Raw genomic sequence first — 24,667 nt, 5'->3', positions numbered from 1 at the left:
GGCATTCTGGCCCGACTGAAGGTGACACGTGTAGACCTCAGTGAGAAGGAGCTAGGCGATGAAGTTCTACAGGGTGATCGTCGCGGCAACCCTGGCCGGTGCCCTGGCCGCCTGCGGGTCAGGCGGGTCGGGTGGGTCAGGTGGGTCAGGTGGTGCGACCCAGGCCGCCGACGCGGCGGGCCCGATCCAGTTCGTCGGCCCCGAGGATCCCAAGACCTTCGCCCCGGTCATCGCCGGATTCGAGGCCAAGAACCCGGGACTCAAGGTGACCTACACCCAGGTCCCCTTCGACCAGCTCAACAGCGTGCTCCAGCAGCGTCTCGCGGCCAAGGACGACTCGATCGACGTCTACACGGTCGACCAGCCGCGCGTCGCCGCGCTGGCCACCCGCGGCTTCCTCACCGACCTGACCGACCTGACGGACAAGGTGAAGAGCGCCGCGCTCCCCGGCCAGTACGAGGTCAACGTCTTCAGGGACAAGCTGTGGGCGCTGCCCATCTGGACCTCCGACCAGTTCCTCTTCTACAACACCGAGCTGCTGGAGAAGGCGGGCGTCCAGCCGCCGTCGAGCGACCCGGCCAAGCGGTGGACGTGGGAGCAGACGGTCGAGGCCGGCAAGAAGGCGCAGGAGAAGGCCGGCGCCCAGTGGGCGGTCATCCCCGAGCAGATCGAGCAGTTCTACCAGCTGCAGAGCCTCGCCGAGTCGCTCGGCGGCGGATCCGGGATCACCGGCCCCGAGATGCTGACGCCCGCCATCACGACCGACGGCTGGGTCAAGGCGATGACCTGGTACCACGGCCTGTTCGCGAACAAGCTGGCCCCGCGTGGCGTCGGCTCCTTCCAGACCTCGCCGCTGTTCAGCGAGGGCAAGGTGGCCTTCTTCGCCGGCGGCCCGTGGGACGTGGGCGCGTTCGCCGCGGCCAAGGGTCTGAAGTGGGGCGTCGCGCCGTACCCGTACTTCCAGGGCGGCAAGCCGGTGACCCCGACCGGTTCGTGGTCGTGGGGCGTCAACCCGGCCTCCAAGAAGCAGACGGCGGCGCGGAAGTTCATCGAGTACGCGGCGCTCGACCCGGAAGGCAACCTGCAGACCACGCAGAACACCACGATCATCCCGTCGAGCAAGGCGGCGTTCGACAAGTACGTGCCGCTGCTCGACGCGAAGGCGAAGGGCGTCGGCGAGATCATGAAATATGACGCCCAGAACACGGCGGTGGCGCGGCCCAGGTCGGTCGGCTACATCCAGTTCGAGGACATCATGACCAAGGCGTTCGCCGACATCCGCAACGGCGCCGACCCCAAGGCCCGGCTCGACCAGGCGACCCAGGAGATCACCACCGCCTGGAAGCAGCTTCGATGAAGGTCGCGCTGGCCTTCCTGGCGCCCGCGCTGGTGGCCCTGCTGGCGCTCCGGCTGATCCCGGCGGCCATCGCCGTCGGCAGCAGCCTGCGGCACACCAGCCTGGTCACCGGCGAGACGTCCTTCGTCGGGCTCGGCAATTACGCGACGCTGTTCGAGGACCCGACGTTCCTGCAGAGCGTCAAGGTCACGCTGGTGTTCAGCCTGATCGTGAACCCGCTGCAGATCGCGGTGGCGCTGGCGCTGGCGGTGCTGTACACGCGGAAGCTCGCCGGGGTGCGCTTCCTGCGCTCCCTGGTGATCCTGCCGATCGCGGTGCCGCCCGCGGTGTCGGCGGCCATCTGGAGCGTGGCCTACCGGCCCGACGGGATGCTCAACGCCGTGCTGCACGTGCTCGGCATCCCGCAGCAGCCGTTCCTGACCTCGCCGCAGCAGGCGCTGTGGTGCCTGATCGTGCTGCTGTCGTGGATCGGGGTCGGCTACTGGATGATGTTCCTGATCGCCGGCATGCAGGACATCCCGCGCGAGCTCTATGAGGCGGCGGGCATCGACGGCGCCTCCTCCTGGGCCAGGTTCTGGCACGTGACGCTGCCGCTGCTGCGCAGGCCGCTGGCGTTCGTGCTGGTGGCCGACACGGTGTCCAACTTCCTGGTCTTCGCCCCCGTCCAGATGCTGACCAACGGCGGCCCACAGGGGTCCACGAACGTCACCATGTTCGACATCTTCACCCGCGCCTACAGCGTCGGCGACCTCAACCTGGCCCAGGCCGAGGTCATGCTGCTGGTGCTGGTCGTGCTCGCGGTGGTCATCGTCCAGTTCCGCCTGCTGCGCGCCAAGGACTGAGCATGCTCAGAAGGACACTCGCCGCACTCGTCGGCCTCGCTTTCGCGCTGCCCCTGCTGTGGGCGCTCAGCAGCTCGCTGCGTGGCACGGGCAACCTCGGCAACTCGCTGATCCCTGCCGACCCGACGCTCGCCAACTACCTGGCGCTGCTCACCGGCGGCTTCGGCCGGGCCATCGCCAACTCGCTGCTCGTCGCGCTGGCCACGGTCCTGATCGGCCTGGCCATCTCCGCGGCGGCGGCGTTCGGCCTGTCGGCCCTCAGCTTCAAGGGCCAGGGCGTGCTCTTCGGCGTGGTCGTGCTGAGCTTCCTCATCCCGTTCGACGCGATCGCGATCCCGCTGGCCACGCTGTTCCGCGACTGGAACCTGCAGAACACCTACGCCGGACTCATCCTGCCCGGTCTCGGCCACGGCCTGGCCATCTTCCTGCTGCGCCAGTTCTTCCTGGCCATCCCGGCCGAGCTGGTGGAGGCGGCGCGGATCGACGGGCTGGGCTGGTTCGGGGTGTTCGCCCGGCTCTACCTGCCGCTGTCGCGTCCCGCCCTCGTCAGCGCGGGCCTGACGCTGTTCATCTTCCAGTGGCAGGCCTACGTCTGGCCGCTGCTCATCGGCACCGACACGGCCCATCAACTCGGGCCGATCGCCTTGGCCAACATGCGCGGGCAGTTCACCATCGACTACGGGCAGCTGTTCGCCGGCTCGGTCGTGCTGACGGTGATCCCGCTGGCCATCATCCTGCGCTTCCAGCGCCAGTTCACCCAGTCCATCGCGACGACCGGGCTCAAATAGCTCTTCTGGAGAAAGGCCACCATGGCTGACCGTCAGATCATTCTCGACACCGACCTCGGCTCCGACGTGGACGACGCGCTCGCGCTGGCCGTCCTGCTCGGGTCGCCGGAGGTGGACCTGCTGGGCTGCGTCACCGTCTACGGTGACACGGCGCTGCGGGCGCGACTGGCCCAGCGGCTGGTACGGCTCGCGGGCCGTACCGTGACCGTGGTGCCCGGCGCGGAGAAGACGCTCACCGACCGTGAGATCTGGTGGGCGGGCCACGAAGGCAAGCTCTTCACCGACCTCGACACCGAGCAGATCTCCCACGAGCCGGACGCCACCACCTACCTCACCGAGCAGGTGCGCCGCGCGCCGGGCGGGATCGACGTCGTCGCGATCGGCCCGCTGACCAACATCGCGAACGCCATCCAGGCCGACCCGTCGTTCGCGGCGAACGTCCGGCACCTGTGGATCATGGGCGGCCGCTTCGACTCCCTGGAGCCCGAGCACAACTTCAAGTGCGACCCCGAGGCCGCGAAGATCGTGTTCGACTCCGGCGCCCCGATCACCGTGACCGGACTGGAGGTCACCACGACCGTGCGGCTGGAGGCCGGCGACGTGGCCAGGATCGCCGAGGCGGGTGAGTTCGGGGAGGCGCTGAAGGCGGAGATCGAGCAGTGGTGGCGGTTCTGGAACGAGGAGTGGAACAGCCCGCACGACCCGATCACGGTGCTGACGCTGCTGGCGCCCGATCTGTTTGGATTCACGGCGGAAGGTCATGTGGCGATCGACGCCATGGGCGGCAGCGTGTTCACCGAGGGCGGGGGTCGTACCAGGATCACGGTGGCGGCCCGTGCGGACGAGGTGGCCGCGCAGATCGTCGCCAGGACCGTCGCGGCGCCCCGCTAGGGAGTGCGCGGGTCCTGGCAGCCGCATGAGCCGCGGCGGACGAGCTCGGCGGGGAAGATCCGGGTGACCGGCTCGGTCTCGCCCTGCTCGATGGCGGCGATCAGCGTCTCGGCGGCGAAGCGGGCCATCTCGTCGATCGGCTGCCTGATCGTCGTCAGGCCCGGCACCGTGAACGCGGACTCGCGTGCCCCGTCGAACCCGACGATCGCCAGGTCGGCGGGCACTCGCAGGCCCAGGTCGGCGGCGGCGCGCATGGCGCCGATCGCCTGGTGGTCGGTGGTGGCGAACAGCGCCGTCGGGCGCTCGGCCAGCAGCTCGGCGGCGGCCGAGTAGCCGCCCTCCAGGCTGATCTCGGCATGCGCGACCAGCGAGCTGTCGAGCCCCGCCTCGGCCAGCCCTTTGCGCCAGCCCGCCAGCCGCAGCTCGACCGCCATGATGTCCAGCGGCCCGCCGACGAACGCGAGCCGGGTGTGCCCGTGCCCGGCCAGGTGCTTGGCGGCGAGATAGCCGCCTTCCTCGTCGTCGACGGCCAGCCTGGAGAAGAACGGTGGCGCCTCGTGGTCGATCGTCACGACCGGGACGCGCCCCTCCAGCTCCTTGACCTGCTGGGCCGACGGGCGTACGCGCATCAGCACCAGCCCGTCGACCTGCCGCTCCAGGAACGACCGCACGTAGCCCTCGGCGCGTACGGGCTGCTCGGCAGAGTTGCCGAGCAGGACGGAGTAGCCGCGCTCCCAGGCCACGTCCTCGCACGACCGGGTGAACTCGCCGAAGAACGGGCTCTTGCCGCCCGCGCTGTCGGAGGCGATGACGCCGATCGTCCACGTCCGCCGGGCACGCAACGACCTGGCCACGGCGTTGGGACGGTAGCCCAGCTCCTCCACGGCGGCCAGCACCCGGCTCTTGGTCGCCGCGGACACCGGCTTGGGACCGTTGTTCATCACATAACTGACCACGGCGGGCGAGGTCCCAGCCAGCCGGGCCACGTCATTACGGGTTACCACGATCACACCACTTTACCGGCGAACCAGCGGGGTCGGACGGGGCGCGCCCCCAGGGGAGGGGGTGCCGCCGGCGACGATCACGTCGCGGCGGCCGGGGGCACGTCTGTCAGGCACGGTTCTGTCAGGCGCGGTCGGCGGCGATGAGGAGGTACTGGAAGCTGCCGTTCTTGTAGGCGTCGAGGAAGGGTTGCTCGATGCCGGTGGCGAGGCTGCTCTTGGCGCGCAGCTCCCAGTAGGGGATCGTCGCGGGCGTGAGGTCCACGACGCTGATGGGGACCAGGCGGTTGGCCGCCATTTCCTTGAAGTACGTGCTGCGCGGGTGGATGTCGCAGATGTAGTGCGCGTTGATCTGGCTGATGGCCCGGGACGGCAGGCCGTACGCGTCGTTGTAACAGCCGGTGATGCAGACGTATCGGCCACCGCGGTTCAGCAGCCGGGCGTGCTCGGCGAACAGCAGCGAGAGCTCGACGTACATCGTGCTCTCGTTGTTCCAGATCGCCTGGAACGTTCCAGATTCGAAGCGGGTGTCGAGCATGTTGCGGAAGTGGAAGCGGACCTTGTCCGCCACGCCGCGCTGTCTGGCCTGTTCGTTGGCGAAGGCGACCTGGGACTCGGAAATGGACACGCCGTCCACGTGACAGCCGAACCGCAGGTTGGCGACGATGCTGGAGCCGCCTCTGCCCGAGCCCGCGTCCATGACCCGGTGGTGGGGTTCGAGCGGGCCGAGCCAGCTCATGAGGAGGTCGGCCTGCGCCGATTCGAGCCGGTGGAGCTCCCTGATCACGCGTTCGTCCCGGGTCTCCGCCGATCCGTCCAGCACGGTCCAGTCGACGTCGCCGACGCCGTAGTGATGGTGGTAGATGCCGTCCACCTCGCCCAGACGGAGGTTGACCGGGTTCTTCTCGGTGTTCCAGTAGTCGGCGACGGATCGCTGGTAGAGGCTGTTGAGGACGGTGGGATCCTGCGTAGCGGTCACCTGGGGGATTTCCCTTCTTCGCGAAACGGCGGGGAACGGTGTCAAGACTGGTAGCGGCTGGTGGCGCCGTGCCATTCGAGGCAGCCGGCCATCCACCCCTGCGCTCCGCGCAGGAACCGGTGGAGTTCGGCCGACGGGACGGCGGTGAGCTCGCGGCGGCTGGCTTCGAAGCCTCTGACGAGATCGTTGTGCAGGGCGACCGCGCGTTCGGTCGCCTCGCGGGTCGAACACTGCTCCTCGGCCGCGATGAGCAGGATCACGTTGGAGTCCGGGAGCTCGTCGGCGGCCTCCTTCTCGACCGAGTACAGGTCGTTGACGAGGACGCTGGCGGTGCCCGCCTGCATGAGCGCGGTGTGGAAGCGCCGCTCGAAGAAGAGGTCGGCGGGCAGCTGGTAACCGCCCACGATGTCGATCAGCGTCATGGAGGTGTAGAAGCTGTCGTGCTGACGTGCCGCGAGGTACCGCCAGACCGGCGGCGGCGCCTCCAGATAGCGCCAGGCCGCGTAGGCGGCCCAGCTCACGTACATCTGAGAGGTGATGTTGCAGACGCGCCCGACCTGTGACGGGGTGGCGTGCCGGGAGACGTGGCTGATGCTCGACCTCAGCGAGACCAGGACGGGGTCGGCCTGGATCGTCTCCTCGAGCTGGCGGGTGTAGTCGCCCGCGTACGGGGGCGGGTCCATGGCGGAGGTCACCAGAGCCAGCCTCGGCGGCAGCTCGGTCGGCGTCGCGCCCAGCTCGGTCTCGTCGGCGTAGTAGTCGTCGGCCGCCCACCAGGCGGCGTTCATCTGCGCCGCGACCAGCAGCATGTCGGCGTCGTCGGTGTCGGGGTGGGTGAGCATGGCCAGCCGGCCGTAGCCCGTGTCGCCGAACTCCTTCATCCGGCCCTCGTGGATCCCGACCCGCTCCGCCCACGCCACCAGCCGCCGGTTGACCTCGTCGGCGAGGTCCTCGTCGATGCGTACGGTCGCGGGGCAGTACAGCGGCGGATACGACCCGTCGCCCCACTCCCGCTCCTGGTAGGTGAGGGGGGCGAGGCTGTGTTTGCGTACGGCGCCCGGAAGGGTGAGATGCGGCAGCGGGGGTTCGTGCCCGTCGTGCTCGCAGGGCCTGGGTGCGGGCCGCCGGTCCGGGAGCAGGACGCGCAGCGCCGAGGTGCCCAGGCCGGTGGGACCGGGCAGCGTGATGGCGGCGGGAGGCTCGGTGGTGTCGTCTGCGGACATGACGCCCTCTTCCAACGATGATGAGTCGGTCAGGATCGAGGGGCGGCGATGTCGGCGTTCTCCAGGATCCCGATCGCGTCGGGGACCAGGATCGCCGTCGAGTAGTAGGCGCTGACCAGGTAGGACATCACCGCCTGGTCGTTGGTCTCCATGAACCGGACGTTCAGGGAGGGCTCGTACTCCTCGGGGATGCCGACCTGGTGGAGGCCGACCACCCCCTGGTCCTCCTCGCCCGTGCGCATGGCCACGATCGAGGTGGTGTGCCCGTCGGTGATCGGGATCTTGCCGCAGGGGAAGATCGGGATGCCGCGCCAGGCCGGGATCTCGTGGCCGTTGACGTTGGCGCTGCCCACGGCCAGGCCGCGCTTGTTGCATTCGCGAAAGAACGCCGCGATCGCCTTGGGATGCGCGAGCAGCAGGCGGGTCTTGCGGCGCATGCTGATCAGGTCGTCCAGGTCGTCCGGGGTCGGGGGGCCTGACCAGGTGTTGATCCGCTGTCCGTAGTCCGCGTTGTGCAGCAGCCCGAATTCGCGGTTGTTGAGCATCTCCCATTCCTGGCGCTCGCGGATCTCGTGGATGGTCAGGCGGAGCTGCTCCTCGAACTGGTTCATCGGGTCGTTGTAGAGGTCGGCCACGCGGGTGTGGACCCGCAGGATGGTCTGCGAGACGCTCAGTTCGTACTCGCGCGGATTGAGTTCGTAGTCCACGAAGGTGCCGTCGAGATGCGGCTCGCCGACGTGCCCGGCGGCCACCTCGACCGCCGCCTCGCCGCGCTTGTTGACCGGTCTGCGGGTGCCCTCCAGGTAACGCTGGACGTGCGCCCGCAGGGCGGGCGATCCGTCGATCAGCCGCTGGAACTCCTGGCGCGGCGACACCATGACCGTCCCGGCGGTGGCGGCCCTGACCGAGTAGGGCCACCGGGGAGCGTCCTGCTCTAGGGCCTCGTCGCCGAACTGGTCGCCGTCCGCGATGACCCCGAGGGTCACCGTGCCGCCGTATTGGCCGGTGGACAGCCGGTTGAGCCGGCCGTGGGCGATGACGAAGGTCTCGGTGACCGGCGCCCCGGCCTCGACGATGACCTGCCCGGCCTGGAAGTGCCGCGCCGTGAACGTCGAGGCGATCGCGCCCAGCACGTCCAGGTCGCCGAACCCGCGCAGGACGGGCAGCTCCGCGAGCGTCTCCGGGATGATCCACACATCGTCGGCCCCGTCCTGCACCACGCCGACCCGGCCGCGGCCCACCGCGTGGGTGAGCCTGCGGTTGACCCGGTAGGTGCCTCCGGCCACGTCCACCCACGGGAGCATGCGCAGCAGCCAGCGGGAGGTGATGGCCTGCATCTGCGGGCGGGTCTTGGTGGTGGTGGCCAGGTTGCGCGCGGCCCGGGTGCCCAGGCTCAGCGGCTTTTCCCCTTGCTCGGTGGACATGTTTCCTCGCACTCTCTGAATCGTGAAATAAAACCCGAAAGCACGGGTTCCGGAGAGCATCAGATCGACGAGGATAATTCCTCAATCCTGGTGGCGCGGGATATGAGCGGCGTCGTCAGCAAATTATCGGTCGCCTCCACGCTGGTGGTCGATCGCGGCGTCTTTGATGCTAAGGGCCGTTCCGCGACCAGGCAATGGCCCTTTGGCCGCCGGTATTTCCCTATATTCAACAATCCGAGTACGTGCCGAAATATCCCAATCTAATGAGTAATCAGAGCGTCTCGACCCTGAAAGTGGTCTGGTAGGTGCGCGATTCCTGGGGGCCGAGCCAGATCATGCTGCCGTCCTCCCGGGCCGCCGCGTCACCGCCCACGTGGTGGGTGGACGGCTCCAGGCCGACCGCGTAGTTGCCGGAGCGCAGGTTCAGCCACTCGAAGAAGCACGGGAACTGCGCGGCCCGCCACTCCACGCTGACCTTCATGCCCAGCCGGTCGTTGACCACCGCGACCCGGTGCAGGCCCTGGGCGTCGGGGTTGAGCGCGTGTTCGTACACCTGCTCCACGAAGCCCGGCACCGGACCCGGGAGCGTCAGGTGGTCGGCGCCCTGCTCGGCGACGCTGTCGGTCTGCCAGAGGGTCTCGCGGATGTCCGCCTCGAACCGGGCGCCCTCATCGAGCAGGGGCCAGCCGAGGTTGATGTGGTACAGGAACATGTGCGGCGTCGGCTCGAACCCCGCGTTGGTCACGGTGTCGGTCAGCCGGATCTCGTCGCCGCCCAGGTCGGCCTCGATGCGCCGGGTCAGGCGCAGGTTCTCGGCGAAGATCGCCGCCTGCCGTACCTCTCCCTCGGCCCACAGGACGCAGCGGTCGCCGTCCCAGCGCTCGCCGTAGCCGGTCAGCCGGGCGGGCAGGCTGCCGGCCCGGCCGTGCAGGCCGTGCCGTACGGACGTGCGGGGCGGGTAGCGGTAGGTGTCGGCGGGCACCTCGCCGCCGAACAGGGTGTGGTCGAGCCCGGCCGTGACCATGAGCCCGGAGAAGGAACGCAGCCAGGACAGGCCGTCCTCGTCGGCGTTCTCGTGCAGCCCCGGATGACGGAAGCCGGTGGGGGAGCGCCAGCCGAAGGACCGCCCGGCGTGCTCGGCCGCGCCGATGTCCATGCACCGGTCGACCAGCACGTCGAAGGCCAGTCCTGAACCGGTGCGGAACTCCAGCGTCCGGATGCCGCGCTCGGCGCCGTCGCCGAGCGTCACCAGGCGGACCCCGCCGGCCGCGGCCGGGTCGCCGGTGAGTTCCGCCAGTTGCCTGCGGGTCGGCGTCATGCCATCACCCACCCTCCGTTGACTTCGATGGTCTGGCCGGTGACGAACGAGGCGTCGGGTCCGGCGAGAAAGGACACCACTGCGGCCAGCTCCTCCGGGCTGCCGCGCCGCTGGAGCGCCTGCCGTTCCAGGACGAACCGGTTGTACGCCTCGGGATCGGGATGGATCTCCTCGGCGGCCGTGGGGAAGGCGCCGGGCGAGACGCAGTTGACGCGGATCTCGCGCGGTCCGAGCTCGCGGGCCAGGGCCCTGGTCAGCGCGGTGGCGGCGCCCTTGGTGGCGACGTAGGCGGCCAGGTCGGGCCAGCCGCCGTGCATGGTGATCGACGCGATGTTGATGATCGCGCCCGCGCCCAGCGAGGTCATCTGCCTGGCCGCGTGCTGGGCCGCCAGCCAGTAGGCGCGCTGGTTGACCGCGTGCACGTCGTCGTACTCGGCCAGCGGCACCTCCAGGAACGGCCTGCTGGGATAGATGGCCGCGTTGTTGACCAGGATCCCGACCGGGCCGAGCCGGTCGGCCGTACGGGCGAAGGCGTCCTCGATGGCGGCCGGGTCGCGCAGGTCGGCCGCCAGGTTGAGCGTGCCGTCGAGCGAGCCGGCGTCGAGGTCGAGCGCCGCCACCTGGTGGCCGTCGGCGGCCAGGCGGCGGACGATGGCCCGGCCGAGCGCTCCGGCCGCGCCGGTTACCAGCGCCGTGGTCATGTCCACTCCTTGTGCAGGTCGTCGAGGATGGCGCGGGCCGGCCTGCCGGTGGTGAGGCCGTCGCGGATCAGCGCGGAGGTCCGCCGCTGCTTGGCGATGTAGCCGGGGAAGCGCGGCCGGATCCAGGCCGCCTCCACGGTGTCGCGGGTGTCGCGGTAGAAGCCCGCCTCGTCCCAGACGGAACGGGCGGCGGGCTGGCCTCCGGTGGCGGGGAACAGCCCGGTCTGCACCGGCTCCGATAGCAGCCGCCGCAGGTGGGCTTGTACAGCGTTCTCGATTCCACCGATCCGCTTCTTGGAGACCGCCAGGCCGGTGCCGCCGAGCACGCTGCCCGGTGCCCGGCCGGGCCAGGCGGGGGCGTCGGAGAAGGCCAGCGGGTAGGTCGCGTAGCCGTACACCAGTGGGCACAGGTCCGGCCCGCCCGCCGCCATCGCGTCGAGGACGCCGATCGGGTTGCGTAGCGAGACCTCGGGCTCGGCCAGCGCGAGCAGCTCGGCTATGAGCTCCAGCGCCCGCAGTCCCTCTTCGCGGTCGAGGAAGTCGCCCGAGCACAGCGCGCAGAACATCAGGAACGCGTGCGGCCCGCCCAGGCACAGCGCCAGCCGCCCGCCCTCCCGCGCGAACTCCACCGTCTCGGCCCAGGTCTCCGGGATCCGCACCCCGGGCCAGGCGGCGGCCACCTGGGTGGCCGCGTCGAGCGGCAGCGCCCACTGGCGCCCGTCCAGGTGGTAGCTGTCATACGAGCGGCCGACCGCCCCTGCACGGAAGCGCGCCAGCTCGGCCGCCGGGAACAGCTCGTCCATCGGCACCAGCGAGTCCAGCGCCGCGCCCAGCCCGGGATGGTCGATCACCAGCACGTCGTACGACTCGCAGAGCGCAGCGATCGGCTCGGACTCGAACCCTTCGAGCGGCTGACGGTCCCACTCGATCGGCTCGGGCACGTCCCCGTACGGGTTCGGCCCGGCCAGGTCGAGGCGGGTGAGCTCGTCGAGCGGGGCGTGGCCGCGGGGGTGGTCCCAGGTCAGTCCTCGCACGCCAGCACACCCTTCTCCACCAGCTCGGCCGTACGTTCCGCCGGGTAGCCGAGCTCGCCGAGTATCTCCGCGGTGTGCTCGCCCACCAGCGGGGCGCCCCTGCGTACCTGGGGCGGGGTGGCGCTGAAGCCGTACGGGAAGCCGGGCGTGGTGACCGTGCCCTCGGTGCGGTGGTCATAGGTGACGAACGAGCCGTTGTGCCGCACCTGCGGGTCGGCCACCAGCTCCGCGTAGCCGTACACCTGGCCCGCCCACAGGTCGTGGCGGGCGCAGATCTCCAGCCACTCGGCGGTGGTGCGGTCGGGCAGCCGCCGGGCGACCGTCGAGGTGATCTCGTCGCGCTGGGTGTGGCCGTCCATGCCGGCCAGTTCCGGCAGGTCGAGGGCGACGGCCAGCCCGTCGAGCCGGGGCATGCCGAGCGCGAGATAGCCGTCCTTGGTGGCGAACACCCCGTACGGCGCGCGGATGTAGGTGTGGCCGTGCGGCTCGCGCCCGCGCCGCTGCGGGACCCCGCCGACGGTGAAGACCGACAGCTCCTGCATCTGTACGGCGATGGCCGCGTCGAGCATGTTGACGCTCACCCGCTGGGCCTCGCCGGTGCGCTCGCGGTGCAGCAGCGCGGCCAGCGCGCCCTCGAAGGCGCTGTAGGCGGTGATCGCGTCGATCGCGTAGGTGCCGGCGGGCGCCGGGGGATCGCCGTCCCGGCCGGTGCTGAGCATGGCGCCGCTCATGGCCTGGAGCAGCAGGTCCTGTCCCGGCCGCGACACGTACGGGCCGGTCTCGCCGTACCCGGACATGGAGACGTAGATGACGCGCGGATTGAGCCCGCTGATGGTGGCGTGGTCCATGCCGAGCCGCTCGGCCACGCCGGGCCGGTAGTTCTGCAGGAACACGTCCGCCGTCGCGGCCAGCCGGTGGACGATGTCGCGGCCCTCGTCCGACTTGAGGTTCACGGCCAGGCTGCGCTTGTTGCGGTTGAGCGACAGGAACGAGGCGTTGACCCGATGGCCCGTGGCGCCTCCGGCGGGAGCGTGGCGCTGCCACTCGCCGGTCACCGGCTCCACCTTGATCACGTCCGCGCCCAGGTCGCCCAGGCGCATGGCGGCCAGTGGCCCCGCCATGGCGATGGACAGGTCGACCACGCGGTAACCGTCGAGGACGCCCATCAGCGCCCCTCGAAGACGGGCTCGCGGCGCGCGGCGAACGCGGCCCGGCCCTCGGCCGCGTCGGCGGTGGCGAAGCAGACGGTCTGCAGGTCGCGTTCGTACTGGATGGCCTGGTCGAGGGGCATCGCGTACGCCGCCCTGAGGTTGGCCTTGGCCGTCTGGGCCGCGATCGGCGGCCGGGCGGCGATCTTGTCGGCCAGTTCCCGTACGGCCGGCAGCAGCTCCTCCGGAGGCAGCACCTCGGTGACGAGCCCCCAGTCCCTGGCCCGCGCGGCGTCGATCGGGTCGCCGGTGAGCAGCATGACGGCCGCGTTCCCGGGGCCGACGGCGTGGGCGAGCAGGGCCGACTGGCCGCTGCCGCCGATCCAGCCGAGCTTGATCTCGGGAGCGGCGAACGTGGCGGTGCTCGCGGCCAGCCGGATGTCGCAGGCCATGGCCAGCTCCAGCCCGCCGCCGTAGGCGTAGCCGTTGACGGCGGCGATGATCGGCTTGCGCAGCGCGCGGACCGCGTCGCCGTAGTCGCCGCGGTTGCGGAACTCCCACGGCGTGGCGTACGCGTCGAGCTCGCGAATGTCGCTGCCCACGCAGAACGAGCGCTCCCCGGCGCCGGTGAGCACGGCCACCCGGATGCCGGGGTCGGCGTCCACGCGGTCGAGGCAGGCACGCAGCGCGCCGGCCATCTCGGGGGTGATGGCGTTGAGCTTGGCGGGTCTGTTCAGGGTGATGACGGCCACCGGGCCGTCCACGTCGAGAAGGACGTCCATGGATCCCCTCAGCAGTGGAGCGCGTCGGCGCGGGCGACCTCGACCACCTCGCGCATGGCCTCCTCGGCCTTGCGGTGATGGCGGCGCCTGATGGCCACGGCCACGCGCTCGTGATTGGGCAGCGTTTCCTTGTTGTGCGCGACCGATCGGGTGTGCACCTGCCGTACCGAGCGCAGGGCGATGCTGATCATGTCGTAGATGTAGAGCAGCAGGTCGTTGTCGGCGGCGCCGAATATCGCCCGGTGAAAGGCCAGGTCGGCGCCGATGAAGGGGTCGGGGTCGTCGGCCGTGGCGTGCAGCGCGGCCAGGGCCTCGTCGATGCGCTGGATGGCCGCCGCGTCCGCCCGCTCGGCCGCCACCCGGGCCGCCCCGGGCTCCAGCGCGACCCGCAGGTCGGCCAGCACCCGGATGTCCCCGGCCGTCGCGTCGGGCACGAAGCGCCAGCTCAGCACGTCGGCGTCGAGCAGGTTCCAGGACTCGCGCGGACGGACGCGGGTGCCCGCGCTCCTCCTGGTCTCCAGCAGGCCCTTGCCGGCCAGCACCTTCACGCCTTCCCGTACGGCCGAACGGCCCACGCCGAGCTCGTTGACCAGCTGCTCCTCGATCGGGATGGGCGTGCCGGGGACCAGCGAGCCGTCGACGATCCGGGCACCCAGGGCGTGCACGACGTGGGCATGCCGGGCCGTGTCCGGGTAAGGATCGGTTGCCACGGTTTCCTCCGTATTCGGATGTTTGGCACAGTATCGGGACAGTCGGGTTTTTCATAGACTTTCATCTGATGAAGTTCGGACTTCATCAGATGAAGCTGGGAGTCTCATGCACATCGTACGTTTTGTCAGCCCACTGACCAGCGCGGACGCCGTCGGCGTCGACGACGGCGACCAGGTGGCGCAGCTGGAGGGGGTCACCACCGTCGGCGAGCTGCTCCGCCTGCCCGTCGCGGAGCTGCGCGAGCGGTGCGCGGCCGCGGCCGGTCCGCGGCACCCGTCCGCGTCCGTCCGCCGGCTCGCACCCGTGGACGGGCTGATGGAGGTGTGGGCCGCGGGCGTCACCTACCGGCGTTCGCGCGAGGCGCGGGTGACCGAGAGCGAGCGGGCGGCCGACGTGTACGAGCTCGTCTACGACGCCGAGCGGCCCGAGCTGTTCTTCAAGTCCGTGGCCTGGAAGGTGTCGGGGGACGGCGGCCGGATCGCCGTACGCGCCGACTCGGAGATCGACGTGCCGGAGCCGGAGCTGGGCCTGGTGCTGAACGCCGCGGGGGAGATCGCGGGCTACACGGTGGTCGACGACGTCAGCTCGCGCACCATCGAGGGGGTCAACCCGCTGTACCTGCCGCAGGCCAAGATCTATCTGGGGGCGTGCGCGGTCGGCCCGGCGATCAGGCCCGTCTGGGAGGTGGCCGACCCGTACGCGCTGGACATCACGCTGACCATCGCCAGGGCGGGGGAGACGGTCTGGAACGGCAAGGCGTCCACCTCGGAGCTGCACCGGCGCCTGGACGACCTGGCCGGGTATCTGTTCCGGGCGGATGTCTTCCCCGACGGGGCGGTGCTCTCCACCGGCACCAGCCTGGTCCCCGATCTGCCGTTCACGCTGCACGACGGCGACACCGTGACCATCGGCATCGCCGAGATCGGCACCCTGACCAGCGCCGTGGTGAAGGGCCTGGCCGCCATGCGCCGCTGACCTGGCGCGCACAAAGGGCCGGGCATGTCTGTGGCGCCCGGCCCTTTCGCATGCCGCCTGGGGGCGTGCGATCGCGTTCCGTGACGGAACGCCGGAAGACAGCAAACGTTTACCGCTCGTCCATCCAAGATCACCTAACCGGCCAATAATGATCTTTACGTTTGCGGCGTTTGTGCGTTGCCCCCACCGATAGTGGAAGGACATTCGTGCGCATCTCCACCCGGGCCGTCGTCGCCGCCATGGCGGCGCTATTGGCTCTGAGCACCGTGAACGCCGCCGGAACCCCGGCCATCGCGGACACGGATCCCGCTCTGGCGGCACTCACCCAGGTCGTCCCCGAGATCGTCGAAGAGGCCAGGACCACGCCTCCCACCGAGATCCCCGAAGGCGATGTCCAGCGGCCGTTCGCCATCGCGACGGACCCCGACCGCACCCTGGTCGCGACCGTCAGTGAGAGCGACATCGGCATCGGCATGCCGGACGCCGCCGGCAACGGCAGCCAGCCGCTCCCCGGCCTGGTCACCTACGCCGCCAAGCAGCCCAGCGTCGCCTACGCCCACCAGCGCACCGGCCAGATCGCCCGGGCGCTGACCATCATCAAGGACTCCTCGGCGCCGACCGAGTACCGATTCCCGATCTCCGCCCCTGAGGGCAGCATGCTGGAGGTCGAGGACGACGACGGCACCGTCCTGATCTACAACAACGACATCTATCTCGGCGAGATCGACCTGCCCTGGGCCAAGGACGCCAACGGCAACGCGGTGCCGACCTCGTACCGGGTGGAGGGCATGACGCTCATCCAGACGGTCAACCACGCGGGTGCCGCTTACCCCGTGGTCGCCGACCCCGCGCTCAAGCTGCAGTGCGAGTGGTGGAAGGCCATGTGCCGGCTCATCTTCTCGAAGAAGCTCACCAAGAAGATCTACAACGCCTGGTTCGTGGCCGGCGTCGCCGGTGCCATCGAGGCGATGAAGTACGCCTGCGACAAGCTCAAGGGCAAGGCCAAGCTGATCTGCAAGATCGCCTACACGGCGGGTGGCGCGTCGGCCGTCTACAAGGTCCGGGAAGCCGCCAACAAGGGCCAGTGCTTCGCGGTCCGGTTCCAGGCGCCGGGCATCGTCTGGTACGAGGTCCGGAAGAAGAGCTGTCAGAAGAAGTAAACCCCCGCACCATTCCGACGCCCCCGCCGGTCCGGCGGGGGCGTCGCCCTACGCGCACAGCTTCCGCGTCGCCCACGCGCACGCCTTTCACGTTGCCCTACGCGCACATCTCCCGGAGCACCCATGCCTGCCATCACGCCACGGGCCCTCGCCGGTGGTCTCGCTCTGCTGCTTCTTCCGCTGGCCGCGCTCCCATCGCCCGCCGCCGCCGAATCACCCACCGCCGGGTCGCCGTCCCCGGCCGCCGCCCCCACCGCCGCTGGATCGCCGTCTCTGGTCGCCGCGTCGAAGCCGGGGGACGACCCGAGTGCGCCCGCTCGGCTCGCGGCCGAGCCGAGTGCGCCCGACGAGGCCTCGGCCCGGCTGTCCGCCCGGTTGAGCGGGCGGCGGGTGGAGGTCGCGGACGCCCGTACCGAGACCACCACCACCTACGCCAACCCGGACGGCACGCTGACGGTCGACTCGTTCGCCGGCCCGGTCAGGTTCCGCCGCGACGGCGCGTGGGCGCCGGTGGACATCTCCCTCACCGAGGCGCCGTCGGGCGAGATCGTGACCCGAGGCCACGGCCGGGCGCTCAGGCTCGGCGGCGGACGGCCAGGCGTGGCCCGGCAGACGTCCGAGGCAGCCGAGGCGTCTAAGGCGTCCGGGGCGACCGGAACGTCCGGGACCGGGGCGACCGAGACGTCCGGGGCGACCGGGGTGACCGACCTGATCACGATCGGCGAGGGCGCCACCAAGGTGACCTTGCAGTGGAAGGGCGCCCTGCCCACGCCACGCCTGTCCGGTGAGACGGCCACGTACCCCGACGTCATGCCGGGCGCCGACCTGGTCGTCACCGCCACCAGGACAGGAGCCGAGCAGTTCCTGCTGCTCAAGGCCCGCCCCGCCACCCCGCTCTCGTACACCCTGCGGCTCAGCGCGCCCGGCGTGCGGCCCCGCCAGGCTCCGGACGGCGGCGTCGAGCTGGTGGACGGCAAGGGCAGGACGGCCGCCACCATCCCGGCCCCCGTCATGTGGGACGCCACGGTGGATCCGGGCTCGGGCGACCACCTGCGCCGCTCGCCCGTCGCCATGAAGGTGTCCGGTCAGGACCTCGTTCTCACCCCCGACCCCGCCTTCCTCGGCGACCCGGCCACGAAGTACCCCGTCACGGTCGATCCTTCGCTCAACCTCGGCCAGGTCTTCGATACGTTCGTTCAGGAGGGCTACGGCACCGACCAGTCGGGCGCGACCGAGCTCAAGATCGGCAACAACGGCAGCGGCCAGGTCGCCCGGTCGTTCATCACATGGAAGACCCCCGGCATCGCGGGCAAGAAGATCACCGCGGCGTCGCTGAAGCTCTGGAACTTCCACTCGTGGTCGTGCAACACCAGGTCATGGGAGGTGTGGTCGGCCAACCGGGCCTCGACGTCCTCGCGCTGGCCCGGCCCGGCGCTGGCCGACAAGTACGCCGCCTCCAGTGAGACCAAGGGCTGGGGCAGCGGCTGCGCCGACGGCTGGGTGAGCGCCAATGTCACCTCGCTGGTGCAGTACTGGGCCAACGAGGGGTGGAAGGAGTCCGGCATGGGCCTGCGGGCCGCCAGCGAGACCGACGAGTACGCCTGGAAGCGCTTCAACTCGGGCAACGCCTCGGCCCACCTGCCGTACATCTCGGTGACGTACAACTCCTACCCGAGCACCCCGGTCTCCACCTGGCTCTCCCCGTACGTCGACTACAACGGCACGAGCTGGACCAACACGCTCACCCCGCAACTACGCAACCACGTGCGCGATCCCGACGGCGGAAACGTGCGCGGCCTGTTCGACGTGTACGCCGGCTCGACGCTGGTCATCGACAACCTCTACGGCGCGTACGTGGCCAGCAACGGCTTCTCCGGCGCGAACGTGCCCGCCGGAAAGCTCGCCAACGGCAAGACCTACACGATCCGGTCGTGGGCCAACGACGGGTCGCTCAGCTCGAAGGCGTACCAGACGGCGACGTTCTCCGTGGACACCGTCAAACCGCCCGCGCCCTCGGTCGCCTCGGCCGACTACCCGGCCGACGGCGGCCTGCACGGCGACGCCGGCAAACCGGGCACCTTCACCTTCACGCCCGCGAACACCGACACCGGCTGGATCGCCTACCGGCTCGACGACGCGGCGGTCACGAAGGTGCTCACCACCGGCGCGGCGGTCTCCGCCAAGCTGACCCCGCCGACCGTGGGCGCCCACACTGTCAGCGTGTACACCCTGGACAAGGCCGGGAACGCCTCGCCGACCACCGTGTACGCCTTCAACGTCGGCTCGGGCACGGCCGTGGCCACGCTCGACGGGCCGCAGGACGGCCTGCGGAGCACCGGCAAGGTCCCGCTCGCGGTGACCGGCATCGGGTTCACCCAGGCGAGGTTCCAGTACCGGCGGGCCGAGACCGACGAGTGGGCCGACCTCCCCGTGGCGAACGTGGTCACCGCCGACGGCAAGCCCCTGACCGCCTGGCCCGTGGCCGCGCCCAACAAGGTGTCCGGCCTGGTCTGGGATGCCGGAACCCAGCTCGGCGACGCCGCGGTGCGGGTGCGCGCGCTGGTCACCGGCACGGGGGGCACACCGGTGGAGTCGCCGTCCGCCGAAATCGTCGTCGACCGCCGCGCCACCAAGGCGGCGACCAGCGAGGTCGGCCCCGGCACGCTGAACCTGCTGACCGGCGACTACCGCCTCCAGACCACCGCGGGCGGCCCGTTCGGCCTGACACTCACCCGGACGGCCACCTCCAGGACCCCCGGCTGGTCACAGGGGGTCCCCTCACTCGTGGAGACCTCGCCGAGCTCGGTCCAGGTGACCAGGGCCGACGGCACGCCGGTCCAGTTCACCAGGACCAAGGACGGATGGAAGCCGGAGCGCGGCGCCGAGGACCTGACGCTCACCGGCACGTACACGCTCACCGACTCGCTGGGCCAGGCGACCACGTTCGCCAAGCAAGGGGACCGGTACCTGCCCACCGAGTACGCCTACGACCAGGACCGGCCGAAGTCGCTCACCCGATCCGGCCACACGCTCGACTTCGGCTACGGCGCCGACGGCCGCCTCAGCACCGTGTCCCTGCAAGGAGCCGTGATCACCCAGTACGGCTACGACAGCGCCGGACGCCTCGCCGAGACCTGGGACCCGAGGATCACCCCGGTGCTGAAGACCGTCTACGGCTACGACGGCGCGGGCCGCGTCTCGACGCTCACCCCGCCGGGAGAGCTGCCGTGGACCTTCGGCTACGACACCGACGGCCGCCTGAAGACCGTCGCCCGCCCCACGCTCAAGCCGGGCACCGCCGACCAGCTCGCGGGCGAGGCCAAGAGCACCATCGTGTACGGGGTGCCGCTCGGCAAGGCGGCCGGCGGCGCGGCCGATCTGACGGCCACGGCCATCGCGGCCTGGGGACAGGCGGACGTTCCCGTGACGGCCACGGCGGTGCACCCACCGGGGTCGATGACCCGACCAACCGTGACCTACCTGGACGAATCTGGCCGGGCGGTCAACGTGCTGACCCCCGGCGGGCACCTGTCCGCCACCGGCTACGACCGGTTCGGCCACGCGACGCGCGTGCTCACCGCCGCGAACAGGGAGTTGTCGCAGCGGCCCACGACCGACTACCGGCTCGCCGAGCTGGCCATCACCGGCTACAGCGCGGACGAGCGGGCGGAACTGCTGTCCACCCGCTCGGTCTATGACGCCTCGGGCCGTCGCGAGGTCGAGGAGCTGAGCCCGGTCCACATCGTGAACCTGGAGTCCGACGTGGACGACCTGCCCGCCGGGTACGGCATCGGCGCCAGGACCCGCACCGTGAGCACGTACGACGAGGGCCGGCCCACTGGCGCGGCGGCCCGCGACCTGCCGACCACCGTCAAGACCGGCGCCGTGATCGTCGGGCGCGAGTCCAAGCCGGACGCGGACGTCAGGACCACCGCCATCACCTACGACTGGGCCACCGGCCGGCAGCTCAAGACGGTCCGCGACCCCGGCGGCCGGGCCGTCACCGCCGACACTGCCCCGCCCATCCTCTACGCGGCGACCGGCAGCGCCCCGTGCGGCGGTCGGCCGGAGTGGGCGGGCCTGGTGTGCCAGGACGGCGGGCGGACGTACACCTACACCGCCGCCGGCCTGCCGAACACGGTGACCGAGGCAGGCACGGTCACCACGATCAAGCGTGACCCGGCCGGGCGGCCCATCACGACCCAGACCGGCGGGGAGGCCGAGATCGGCCTCGGCTACAGCCCGGCCACCGGCCGGCCCACCGAGCGGTGGCGCGGCACGGAGAAGATCGTGACGGCCTATGACCGGCTGGGCCGGGTCATCTCCCACACCGACGCGGACGGCGGCCAGACCCGCACCGAGTACGACGACCTCGACCGCCCGGCCAAGGTCGTGGACTCGGCCTCGTCCACCAGGGTCTACGCCTACGACCACACGGCCGAGCCGCGCGGCCTGCCCACCTCGGTCACCGACTCGGTCGCGGGCACCTTCACCGCCCGCTACGACGAGGAGGGCCGCCAGATCGAGGGCGACCTGCCGGGCGGGCTGCACCTGGTCTCCGCGTACGACGAGCGCGGGCAGAACTACGCCCGGATCTACACCAAGGACGGGCTGGAAGGCCCGGTGATGATCGACCAGATCGGCCGGAACGTCCACGGCCAGGAGCTGCTGCGCATGCGCAGCGACACCATGTCCGAGCGGCAGGCCGGCTACGACAAGGCGGGGCAGCTCGCCTCGGTGCTGGAAATGGCCTTCCCGCTGTGCACGCTGCGCCGCTACGGCTACGACGGCGCGGGCAACCGGGTCCGGCTGGCCGTGCAGGCGTCGGAGGAGGACTGCCCGGTGGCCGACGACTCGGCCGCGAGCATCACGACGTACGCCTACACCTCCGACGGCAGACTGACCGGAGACGGCTACGGCTACGACCCGGCGGGCCGCACCACCTCGCTGCCCGGCGGGCGGACCATCGGCTACTTCGCCGACGGCGGGCCGGCCAAACAGACCTCCGGCCGGCGGAGCCTGACCTGGACGCGCGATCCGGCGGGCCGGGTCAGGTCGGAGACCACCGAGACGGGCGCGGTCACCGTCCACCACTACGCCTCTGACGGAGACCAGCCCTCCTGGGTCACCGAGAACGGCGCGGTCGTCCGTCACGTGGCCGGTGTGGGTGGCGAGCTTGCCGCGCTCACGGGCGCGACCGGGTCGGTACGCCTCCAACTGCTCACCGTCGGCGGAGACGTGGGCACTGAGCTGGACCTCGACGGCGGCCTGGCCACCGTGGTCGGGTACGACGAGTTCGGCGTGGCCTCCGAGCCGCGCCGCTACGGGTGGCTGGGCGGCGCGTTCCACCCGACCACGCTGGACGGGACGGTCCTGGTGTCGGGGCGCCTGTACGACCCGTCGCTGGGCCGCTTCCTCCAACGGCCCTACTGAGCCGTCCTCGTGCGGTTCCGGTCACTGGGTGGCCGGAACCGCACTGGGCGGGTTACTAGTGGCGGCCTCGGGTGATCGCTCTCGCCAGAGCTCTCACCCACCCCTCCGACGATCGCCGAGGCCTGCCGGCCAGCATCCCCGTGGGCGTCCCCGGCCGTCCCGACAGGCCGGCCGCGAGCAGCCAGGGGGGAACGCCATTACCGTCTTCGCGGGTACCCATGCCTGATCTCCTCCATATCGGGTGATGTCCACGGTAGGTCGAAGCGGATTGGCTACCCTGGCCAATTAGATGCCGAAGAACCAGACCAATGCCGCATGGGACACGCTGCTGGATCTCGACGCGCAGCCGGCGGGGCCCCTGCATGACCGCCTGCGCAGGGCGCTGCGGTCCGCGATCGTCGGCGGCCGGATCGCCGCCGGCAGCGCGCTGCCGCCCAGCCGTACGCTGGCGGCCGACCTGGGCTGCTCGCGCTGGGTGGTCACCGAGGCGTACGCGCAACTGGCCGCCGAGGGCTACCTCGAAGCACGCACCGGCTCGGCCACCCGAGTCCGCCCCGGGGTGACCGGCCCGGCCACGGGGACGCGGCCCGGTTTCGGTGACCCGCCCGCTCGCCCGGTCCCGCAGCCCGCCCGTCTGGGTCCGCCGTTCGCCCATCCGCGTTTCGACTTCACGCCCGGCCTGCCCGATCTGCGGGCGTTCCCGCGCAAACGGTGGGCGGACGCCGTACGGGAGGCGGGGCGGCAGTCCCCGTTCACCGACCTCGGCTATCTGGAACACGCCGGGCACCCGCACCTGCGGGAGACCCTCGCCGGATACCTGACGCGCTCGCGCGGTGCCGCCATCGCGGCCGAGGATCTGACGATCTGCGCGGGGACCACCGACGGCCTGGCCCGGATCGCCCGCGGCCTGCGCGAACACGGCCACACCCACCTGGCCGTGGAGGACCCCGGCTGGACCTGGACCCGCGAGGCGGTCGTGGACGCCGGGCTGGTCGCCGTTCCCATCGGCGTCGACGGGGACGGGCTCCGCGTCGATCTCCTGCGCGACCAGCCGTGGATCAGGGCCGCCATCGTCGCACCGGCACACCAGTTCCCCACCGGTACGGTCCTGGCGCCCGCGCGGCGGGCCGAGCTCATCCGGTGGGCTCATGACGTCGACGGCATCCTCCTGGAAGAGGACAAGGACGCCGACTACCGCTACGACCGCCGCCCGGTCGCCGCGATCCAGGGCATGGCGCCCTCGCGGACGGCCCTGCTCGGCTCGGTCAGCAAGACGCTGTCACCGGCTCTGCGCATCGGCTGGTTCGCCACCCCGCCACGCTGGACATCGGACGTCGCCGTGGCCAACCCGCTGGGCCTGCCGCCGTCCGTACTCGATCAGCTGGCCTTCGCCTGGTTCCTGGACGACGGCGGCTACGACCGTCACCTGCGGGCCTGCCGGCGGCGCTACCGGGCCCGCCGTGACGTCCTGGTCGGCGAGCTGGCCTGCCGGCTGCCGGGAGCCCGGGTCTCCGGGGCGGCGGCCGGCCTTCACCTGCTGCTCCACCTCGACGGTGTCCGGGCCACCGAGGTCGTCGCCGCCGCGGCCCGCGACGGGGTCAGCGTCGACGCCGTCGGCAACTACGCCTCGGAGGCGGGGGCCGGAGATTCGACGCTGATCCTGGGGTACGGCAACCTCGCCGACAGCGCTGTGGCGGAGGGCGTCTCCCGCCTGGCCGACGCGATCGACAGAACCAAGATGTGGAACGTCAGGGGGTGAGCAGGGTCTTGATGGCCCGGCGCTCGTCCATGGCCCGGTAGCCCTCGGCGGCCTGCTCCAGCGGCAGGGTGAGGTCGAAGACCTTGCCGGGGTTGATCTTCCGTTCCCAGATCAGGTCGATGAGCTCGGGCAGGTACTGGCGCACCGGGGCCGGGCCGCCGAGCAGATTGACCTGGGCGAAGAAGAGTTCCTCCCCGCTGAGGGCGACGTCGTGGTTGACGCCCACGAAGCCGACGTTGCCACCGGGGCGGGTGGAGCGGATGGCCTGCTGCATCGACTCCTGGGTGCCGACCGCCTCGACGACCGAGTGGGCGCCCAGCCCGCCGGTCAGCTCCTTGACCTTGGCCACGCCCTCGTCGCCGCGCTCGGTGACGATGTCGGTGGCGCCGAACTCCCGGGCCAGCTTCTGGCGCGACTCGTGGCGGCTCATGGCGATGATCTGCTCGGCGCCCAGCTGCTTGGCGGCCAGTACGGCCAGCAGGCCGACCGCGCCGTCGCCGACGACCGCGACCCTCTTGCCGGGGCCGGCCTGCGCGGCCACCGCCCCGAACCAGCCGGTGCCCAGGACGTCGGAGGCGGCCAGGAGGCTGGGGATCAGGTCCGCGTCGGGCATGCCAGGAGTGGCGACGAGCGTGCCGTCGGCGTTCGGGATCAGGGCGCGTTCCGCCTGGGTGCCGACCTCGTTCATGAACACGCGGTGGACGCAGGAGGAGGGATAGCCCGCGCGGCAGATCTCGCAGGTGCCGTCGGAGGAGACGAACGAGCCGACGACGAACTGGCCGGGCTTGACGTTCCTGACCTCGCTGCCGACCTCCTCGACGATCCCGACGTACTCGTGTCCCATCGGTGTGGGCTGGTCGACGGCGTCCACGCCGCGGTAGGGCCACAGGTCCGAGCCGCAGACGCAGGTCGCCGACAGCCGGATGATCGCATCCGTCGGGGCGGTGATCTTGGGTCCGTCGATCTCCTCCACCCGGACATCGCCGGGGGCGTGCATGACTACACCACGCATATCGTTCACTCCTTGAGCCTGTTGTCCAGAATCTGTGGGTCTCAGCAGCGCTGGCCTGGATGGGGGGAGACCGCGGCATGCTGGCCACTACCTATGAAAAGCGCTGGTCAGGCAACTAGGAAGGTAATG

At 70.9% G+C, this 24,667-nt stretch carries 19 protein-coding genes; 8 read left to right on the top strand and 11 right to left on the bottom strand.

The genetic code is table 11. From position 1 onward, the window contains the following. Nucleotides 1-58: 58 nt before the first annotated feature. The 4 genes from KME78_RS04035 to KME78_RS04020 are packed head-to-tail and all read left to right on the top strand — an operon-like array spanning nt 59 to nt 3,878. Nucleotides 59-1,357, top strand: a complete 1,299-nt coding sequence (locus KME78_RS04035; RefSeq protein WP_219527376.1) for an ABC transporter substrate-binding protein — start codon at nt 59-61, stop codon at nt 1,355-1,357. Next, the gene (locus KME78_RS04030; protein WP_219527375.1) at nt 1,354-2,199 is read left to right on the top strand and encodes a carbohydrate ABC transporter permease; all 846 of its coding nucleotides are present in this window, start codon (nt 1,354-1,356) and stop codon (nt 2,197-2,199) included. The genes KME78_RS04035 and KME78_RS04030 overlap by 4 nt, the downstream gene beginning before the upstream one ends. 2 nt (nt 2,200-2,201) lie before the next feature. Further along, nucleotides 2,202-2,987, top strand: a complete 786-nt coding sequence (locus KME78_RS04025) for a carbohydrate ABC transporter permease (protein WP_219527374.1) — start codon at nt 2,202-2,204, stop codon at nt 2,985-2,987. Nucleotides 2,988-3,008: 21 nt separating this feature from the next. After that, nucleotides 3,009-3,878, top strand: a complete 870-nt coding sequence (locus tag KME78_RS04020) for a nucleoside hydrolase (protein ID WP_219527373.1) — start codon at nt 3,009-3,011, stop codon at nt 3,876-3,878. Here the strand turns inward: KME78_RS04020 and KME78_RS04015 are convergent. The 10 genes from KME78_RS04015 to KME78_RS03970 form a co-directional block, all read right to left on the bottom strand. Then, nucleotides 3,875-4,882 (bottom strand): LacI family DNA-binding transcriptional regulator, encoded by a 1,008-nt coding sequence (locus KME78_RS04015; RefSeq protein WP_219527372.1) that lies wholly within the window; start codon nt 4,880-4,882, stop codon nt 3,875-3,877. The genes KME78_RS04020 and KME78_RS04015 overlap by 4 nt on opposite strands. Nucleotides 4,883-5,003: 121 nt before the next feature. Then, nucleotides 5,004-5,858: a geranyl diphosphate 2-C-methyltransferase gene (locus tag KME78_RS04010; RefSeq protein WP_308126801.1), complete on the bottom strand. Its 855-nt coding sequence runs from the start codon at nt 5,856-5,858 to the stop codon at nt 5,004-5,006. A 41-nt stretch (nt 5,859-5,899) separates the two neighbouring features. Further along, nucleotides 5,900-7,081 (bottom strand): family 2 encapsulin nanocompartment cargo protein terpene cyclase, encoded by a 1,182-nt coding sequence (locus KME78_RS04005; protein ID WP_219527370.1) that lies wholly within the window; start codon nt 7,079-7,081, stop codon nt 5,900-5,902. Between the two features lie 29 nt (nt 7,082-7,110). Further along, complete coding sequence (locus KME78_RS04000) at nt 7,111-8,505, bottom strand: family 2B encapsulin nanocompartment shell protein (protein ID WP_219527369.1); 1,395 nt, start codon at nt 8,503-8,505, stop codon at nt 7,111-7,113. Between the two features lie 271 nt (nt 8,506-8,776). Continuing rightward, nucleotides 8,777-9,823, bottom strand: coding sequence for an aldose 1-epimerase family protein (locus KME78_RS03995; RefSeq protein WP_219527368.1), 1,047 nt, complete (start codon nt 9,821-9,823; stop codon nt 8,777-8,779). Then, nucleotides 9,820-10,524 carry an SDR family NAD(P)-dependent oxidoreductase gene (locus KME78_RS03990; protein WP_219527367.1) on the bottom strand — a complete coding sequence of 235 codons (705 nt, stop codon included), beginning with the start codon at nt 10,522-10,524 and terminating at the stop codon, nt 9,820-9,822. The genes KME78_RS03995 and KME78_RS03990 overlap by 4 nt, the downstream gene beginning before the upstream one ends. After that, nucleotides 10,521-11,558 carry a type 2 periplasmic-binding domain-containing protein gene (locus KME78_RS03985; RefSeq protein ID WP_219527366.1) on the bottom strand — a complete coding sequence of 346 codons (1,038 nt, stop codon included), beginning with the start codon at nt 11,556-11,558 and terminating at the stop codon, nt 10,521-10,523. Before KME78_RS03985 ends, KME78_RS03990 begins: the two co-directional genes overlap by 4 nt. Next, nucleotides 11,546-12,724, bottom strand: coding sequence for a CaiB/BaiF CoA transferase family protein (locus tag KME78_RS03980; protein ID WP_219527365.1), 1,179 nt, complete (start codon nt 12,722-12,724; stop codon nt 11,546-11,548). The genes KME78_RS03985 and KME78_RS03980 overlap by 13 nt, the downstream gene beginning before the upstream one ends. Beyond that, nucleotides 12,724-13,488 carry an enoyl-CoA hydratase/isomerase family protein gene (locus KME78_RS03975; protein ID WP_219527364.1) on the bottom strand — a complete coding sequence of 255 codons (765 nt, stop codon included), beginning with the start codon at nt 13,486-13,488 and terminating at the stop codon, nt 12,724-12,726. Before KME78_RS03975 ends, KME78_RS03980 begins: the two co-directional genes overlap by 1 nt. 8 nt (nt 13,489-13,496) lie before the next feature. After that, on the bottom strand, nt 13,497-14,198 hold the full coding sequence (locus KME78_RS03970) for a FadR/GntR family transcriptional regulator (RefSeq protein ID WP_219527363.1): 702 nt from the start codon (nt 14,196-14,198) through the stop codon (nt 13,497-13,499). Nucleotides 14,199-14,304: 106 nt separating this feature from the next. Here KME78_RS03970 and KME78_RS03965 point away from each other — a divergent pair, with 106 nt between their 5' ends. The 4 genes from KME78_RS03965 to pdxR all read left to right on the top strand — a co-directional run bounded on the left by KME78_RS03965 (nt 14,305) and on the right by pdxR (nt 23,526). Further along, nucleotides 14,305-15,174, top strand: coding sequence for a fumarylacetoacetate hydrolase family protein (locus tag KME78_RS03965; protein WP_219527362.1), 870 nt, complete (start codon nt 14,305-14,307; stop codon nt 15,172-15,174). A 206-nt stretch (nt 15,175-15,380) separates the two neighbouring features. Beyond that, nucleotides 15,381-16,334: a hypothetical protein gene (locus KME78_RS03960; protein WP_219527361.1), complete on the top strand. Its 954-nt coding sequence runs from the start codon at nt 15,381-15,383 to the stop codon at nt 16,332-16,334. Between the two features lie 123 nt (nt 16,335-16,457). Then, entirely contained in the window at nt 16,458-21,767 is a 5,310-nt protein-coding gene (locus tag KME78_RS03955; protein WP_219527360.1) for a DNRLRE domain-containing protein, read from the top strand. Between the two features lie 289 nt (nt 21,768-22,056). Further along, a complete protein-coding gene (gene pdxR / locus KME78_RS03950; protein WP_219527359.1) occupies nt 22,057-23,526 on the top strand; it encodes a MocR-like pyridoxine biosynthesis transcription factor PdxR in 1,470 nt (489 codons plus the stop codon). On the opposite strand, the gene KME78_RS03945 is transcribed toward pdxR, so the two are convergent. Further along, entirely contained in the window at nt 23,516-24,538 is a 1,023-nt protein-coding gene (locus KME78_RS03945; protein ID WP_219527358.1) for a zinc-dependent alcohol dehydrogenase family protein, read from the bottom strand. The two genes, pdxR and KME78_RS03945, sit on opposite strands and share 11 nt — an antisense overlap. Between the last annotated feature and the right edge of the window lie 129 nt (nt 24,539-24,667).

Origin of the sequence: Nonomuraea guangzhouensis, from assembly GCF_019396345.1 — a bacterium.
GTDB classification, from domain to species: Bacteria; Actinomycetota; Actinomycetes; order Streptosporangiales; family Streptosporangiaceae; genus Nonomuraea; species Nonomuraea guangzhouensis.
Note: the sequence above shows the minus strand (reverse complement) of the source record. Positions and strands in the feature narration are given on the sequence as shown.

What these genes read in the sequence shown, in the direction of transcription:
- KME78_RS04035 (WP_219527376.1), top strand. Translation starts at nt 59, where the DNA reads ATGAAGTTCTACAGGGTGATCGTCGCGGCAACCCTGGCCGGTGCCCTG.
- KME78_RS04030 (WP_219527375.1), top strand. Translation starts at nt 1,354, where the DNA reads ATGAAGGTCGCGCTGGCCTTCCTGGCGCCCGCGCTGGTGGCCCTGCTG.
- KME78_RS04025 (WP_219527374.1), top strand. Translation starts at nt 2,202, where the DNA reads ATGCTCAGAAGGACACTCGCCGCACTCGTCGGCCTCGCTTTCGCGCTG.
- KME78_RS04020 (WP_219527373.1), top strand. Translation starts at nt 3,009, where the DNA reads ATGGCTGACCGTCAGATCATTCTCGACACCGACCTCGGCTCCGACGTG.
- KME78_RS04005 (WP_219527370.1), bottom strand. Translation starts at nt 7,081, where the DNA reads ATGTCCGCAGACGACACCACCGAGCCTCCCGCCGCCATCACGCTGCCC.
- KME78_RS04000 (WP_219527369.1), bottom strand. Translation starts at nt 8,505, where the DNA reads ATGTCCACCGAGCAAGGGGAAAAGCCGCTGAGCCTGGGCACCCGGGCC.
- KME78_RS03995 (WP_219527368.1), bottom strand. Translation starts at nt 9,823, where the DNA reads ATGACGCCGACCCGCAGGCAACTGGCGGAACTCACCGGCGACCCGGCC.
- KME78_RS03990 (WP_219527367.1), bottom strand. Translation starts at nt 10,524, where the DNA reads ATGACCACGGCGCTGGTAACCGGCGCGGCCGGAGCGCTCGGCCGGGCC.
- KME78_RS03980 (WP_219527365.1), bottom strand. Translation starts at nt 12,724, where the DNA reads ATGGGCGTCCTCGACGGTTACCGCGTGGTCGACCTGTCCATCGCCATG.
- KME78_RS03975 (WP_219527364.1), bottom strand. Translation starts at nt 13,488, where the DNA reads ATGGACGTCCTTCTCGACGTGGACGGCCCGGTGGCCGTCATCACCCTG.
- KME78_RS03965 (WP_219527362.1), top strand. Translation starts at nt 14,305, where the DNA reads ATGCACATCGTACGTTTTGTCAGCCCACTGACCAGCGCGGACGCCGTC.
- KME78_RS03955 (WP_219527360.1), top strand. Translation starts at nt 16,458, where the DNA reads ATGCCTGCCATCACGCCACGGGCCCTCGCCGGTGGTCTCGCTCTGCTG.
- pdxR (WP_219527359.1), top strand. Translation starts at nt 22,057, where the DNA reads ATGCCGAAGAACCAGACCAATGCCGCATGGGACACGCTGCTGGATCTC.
- KME78_RS03945 (WP_219527358.1), bottom strand. Translation starts at nt 24,538, where the DNA reads ATGCGTGGTGTAGTCATGCACGCCCCCGGCGATGTCCGGGTGGAGGAG.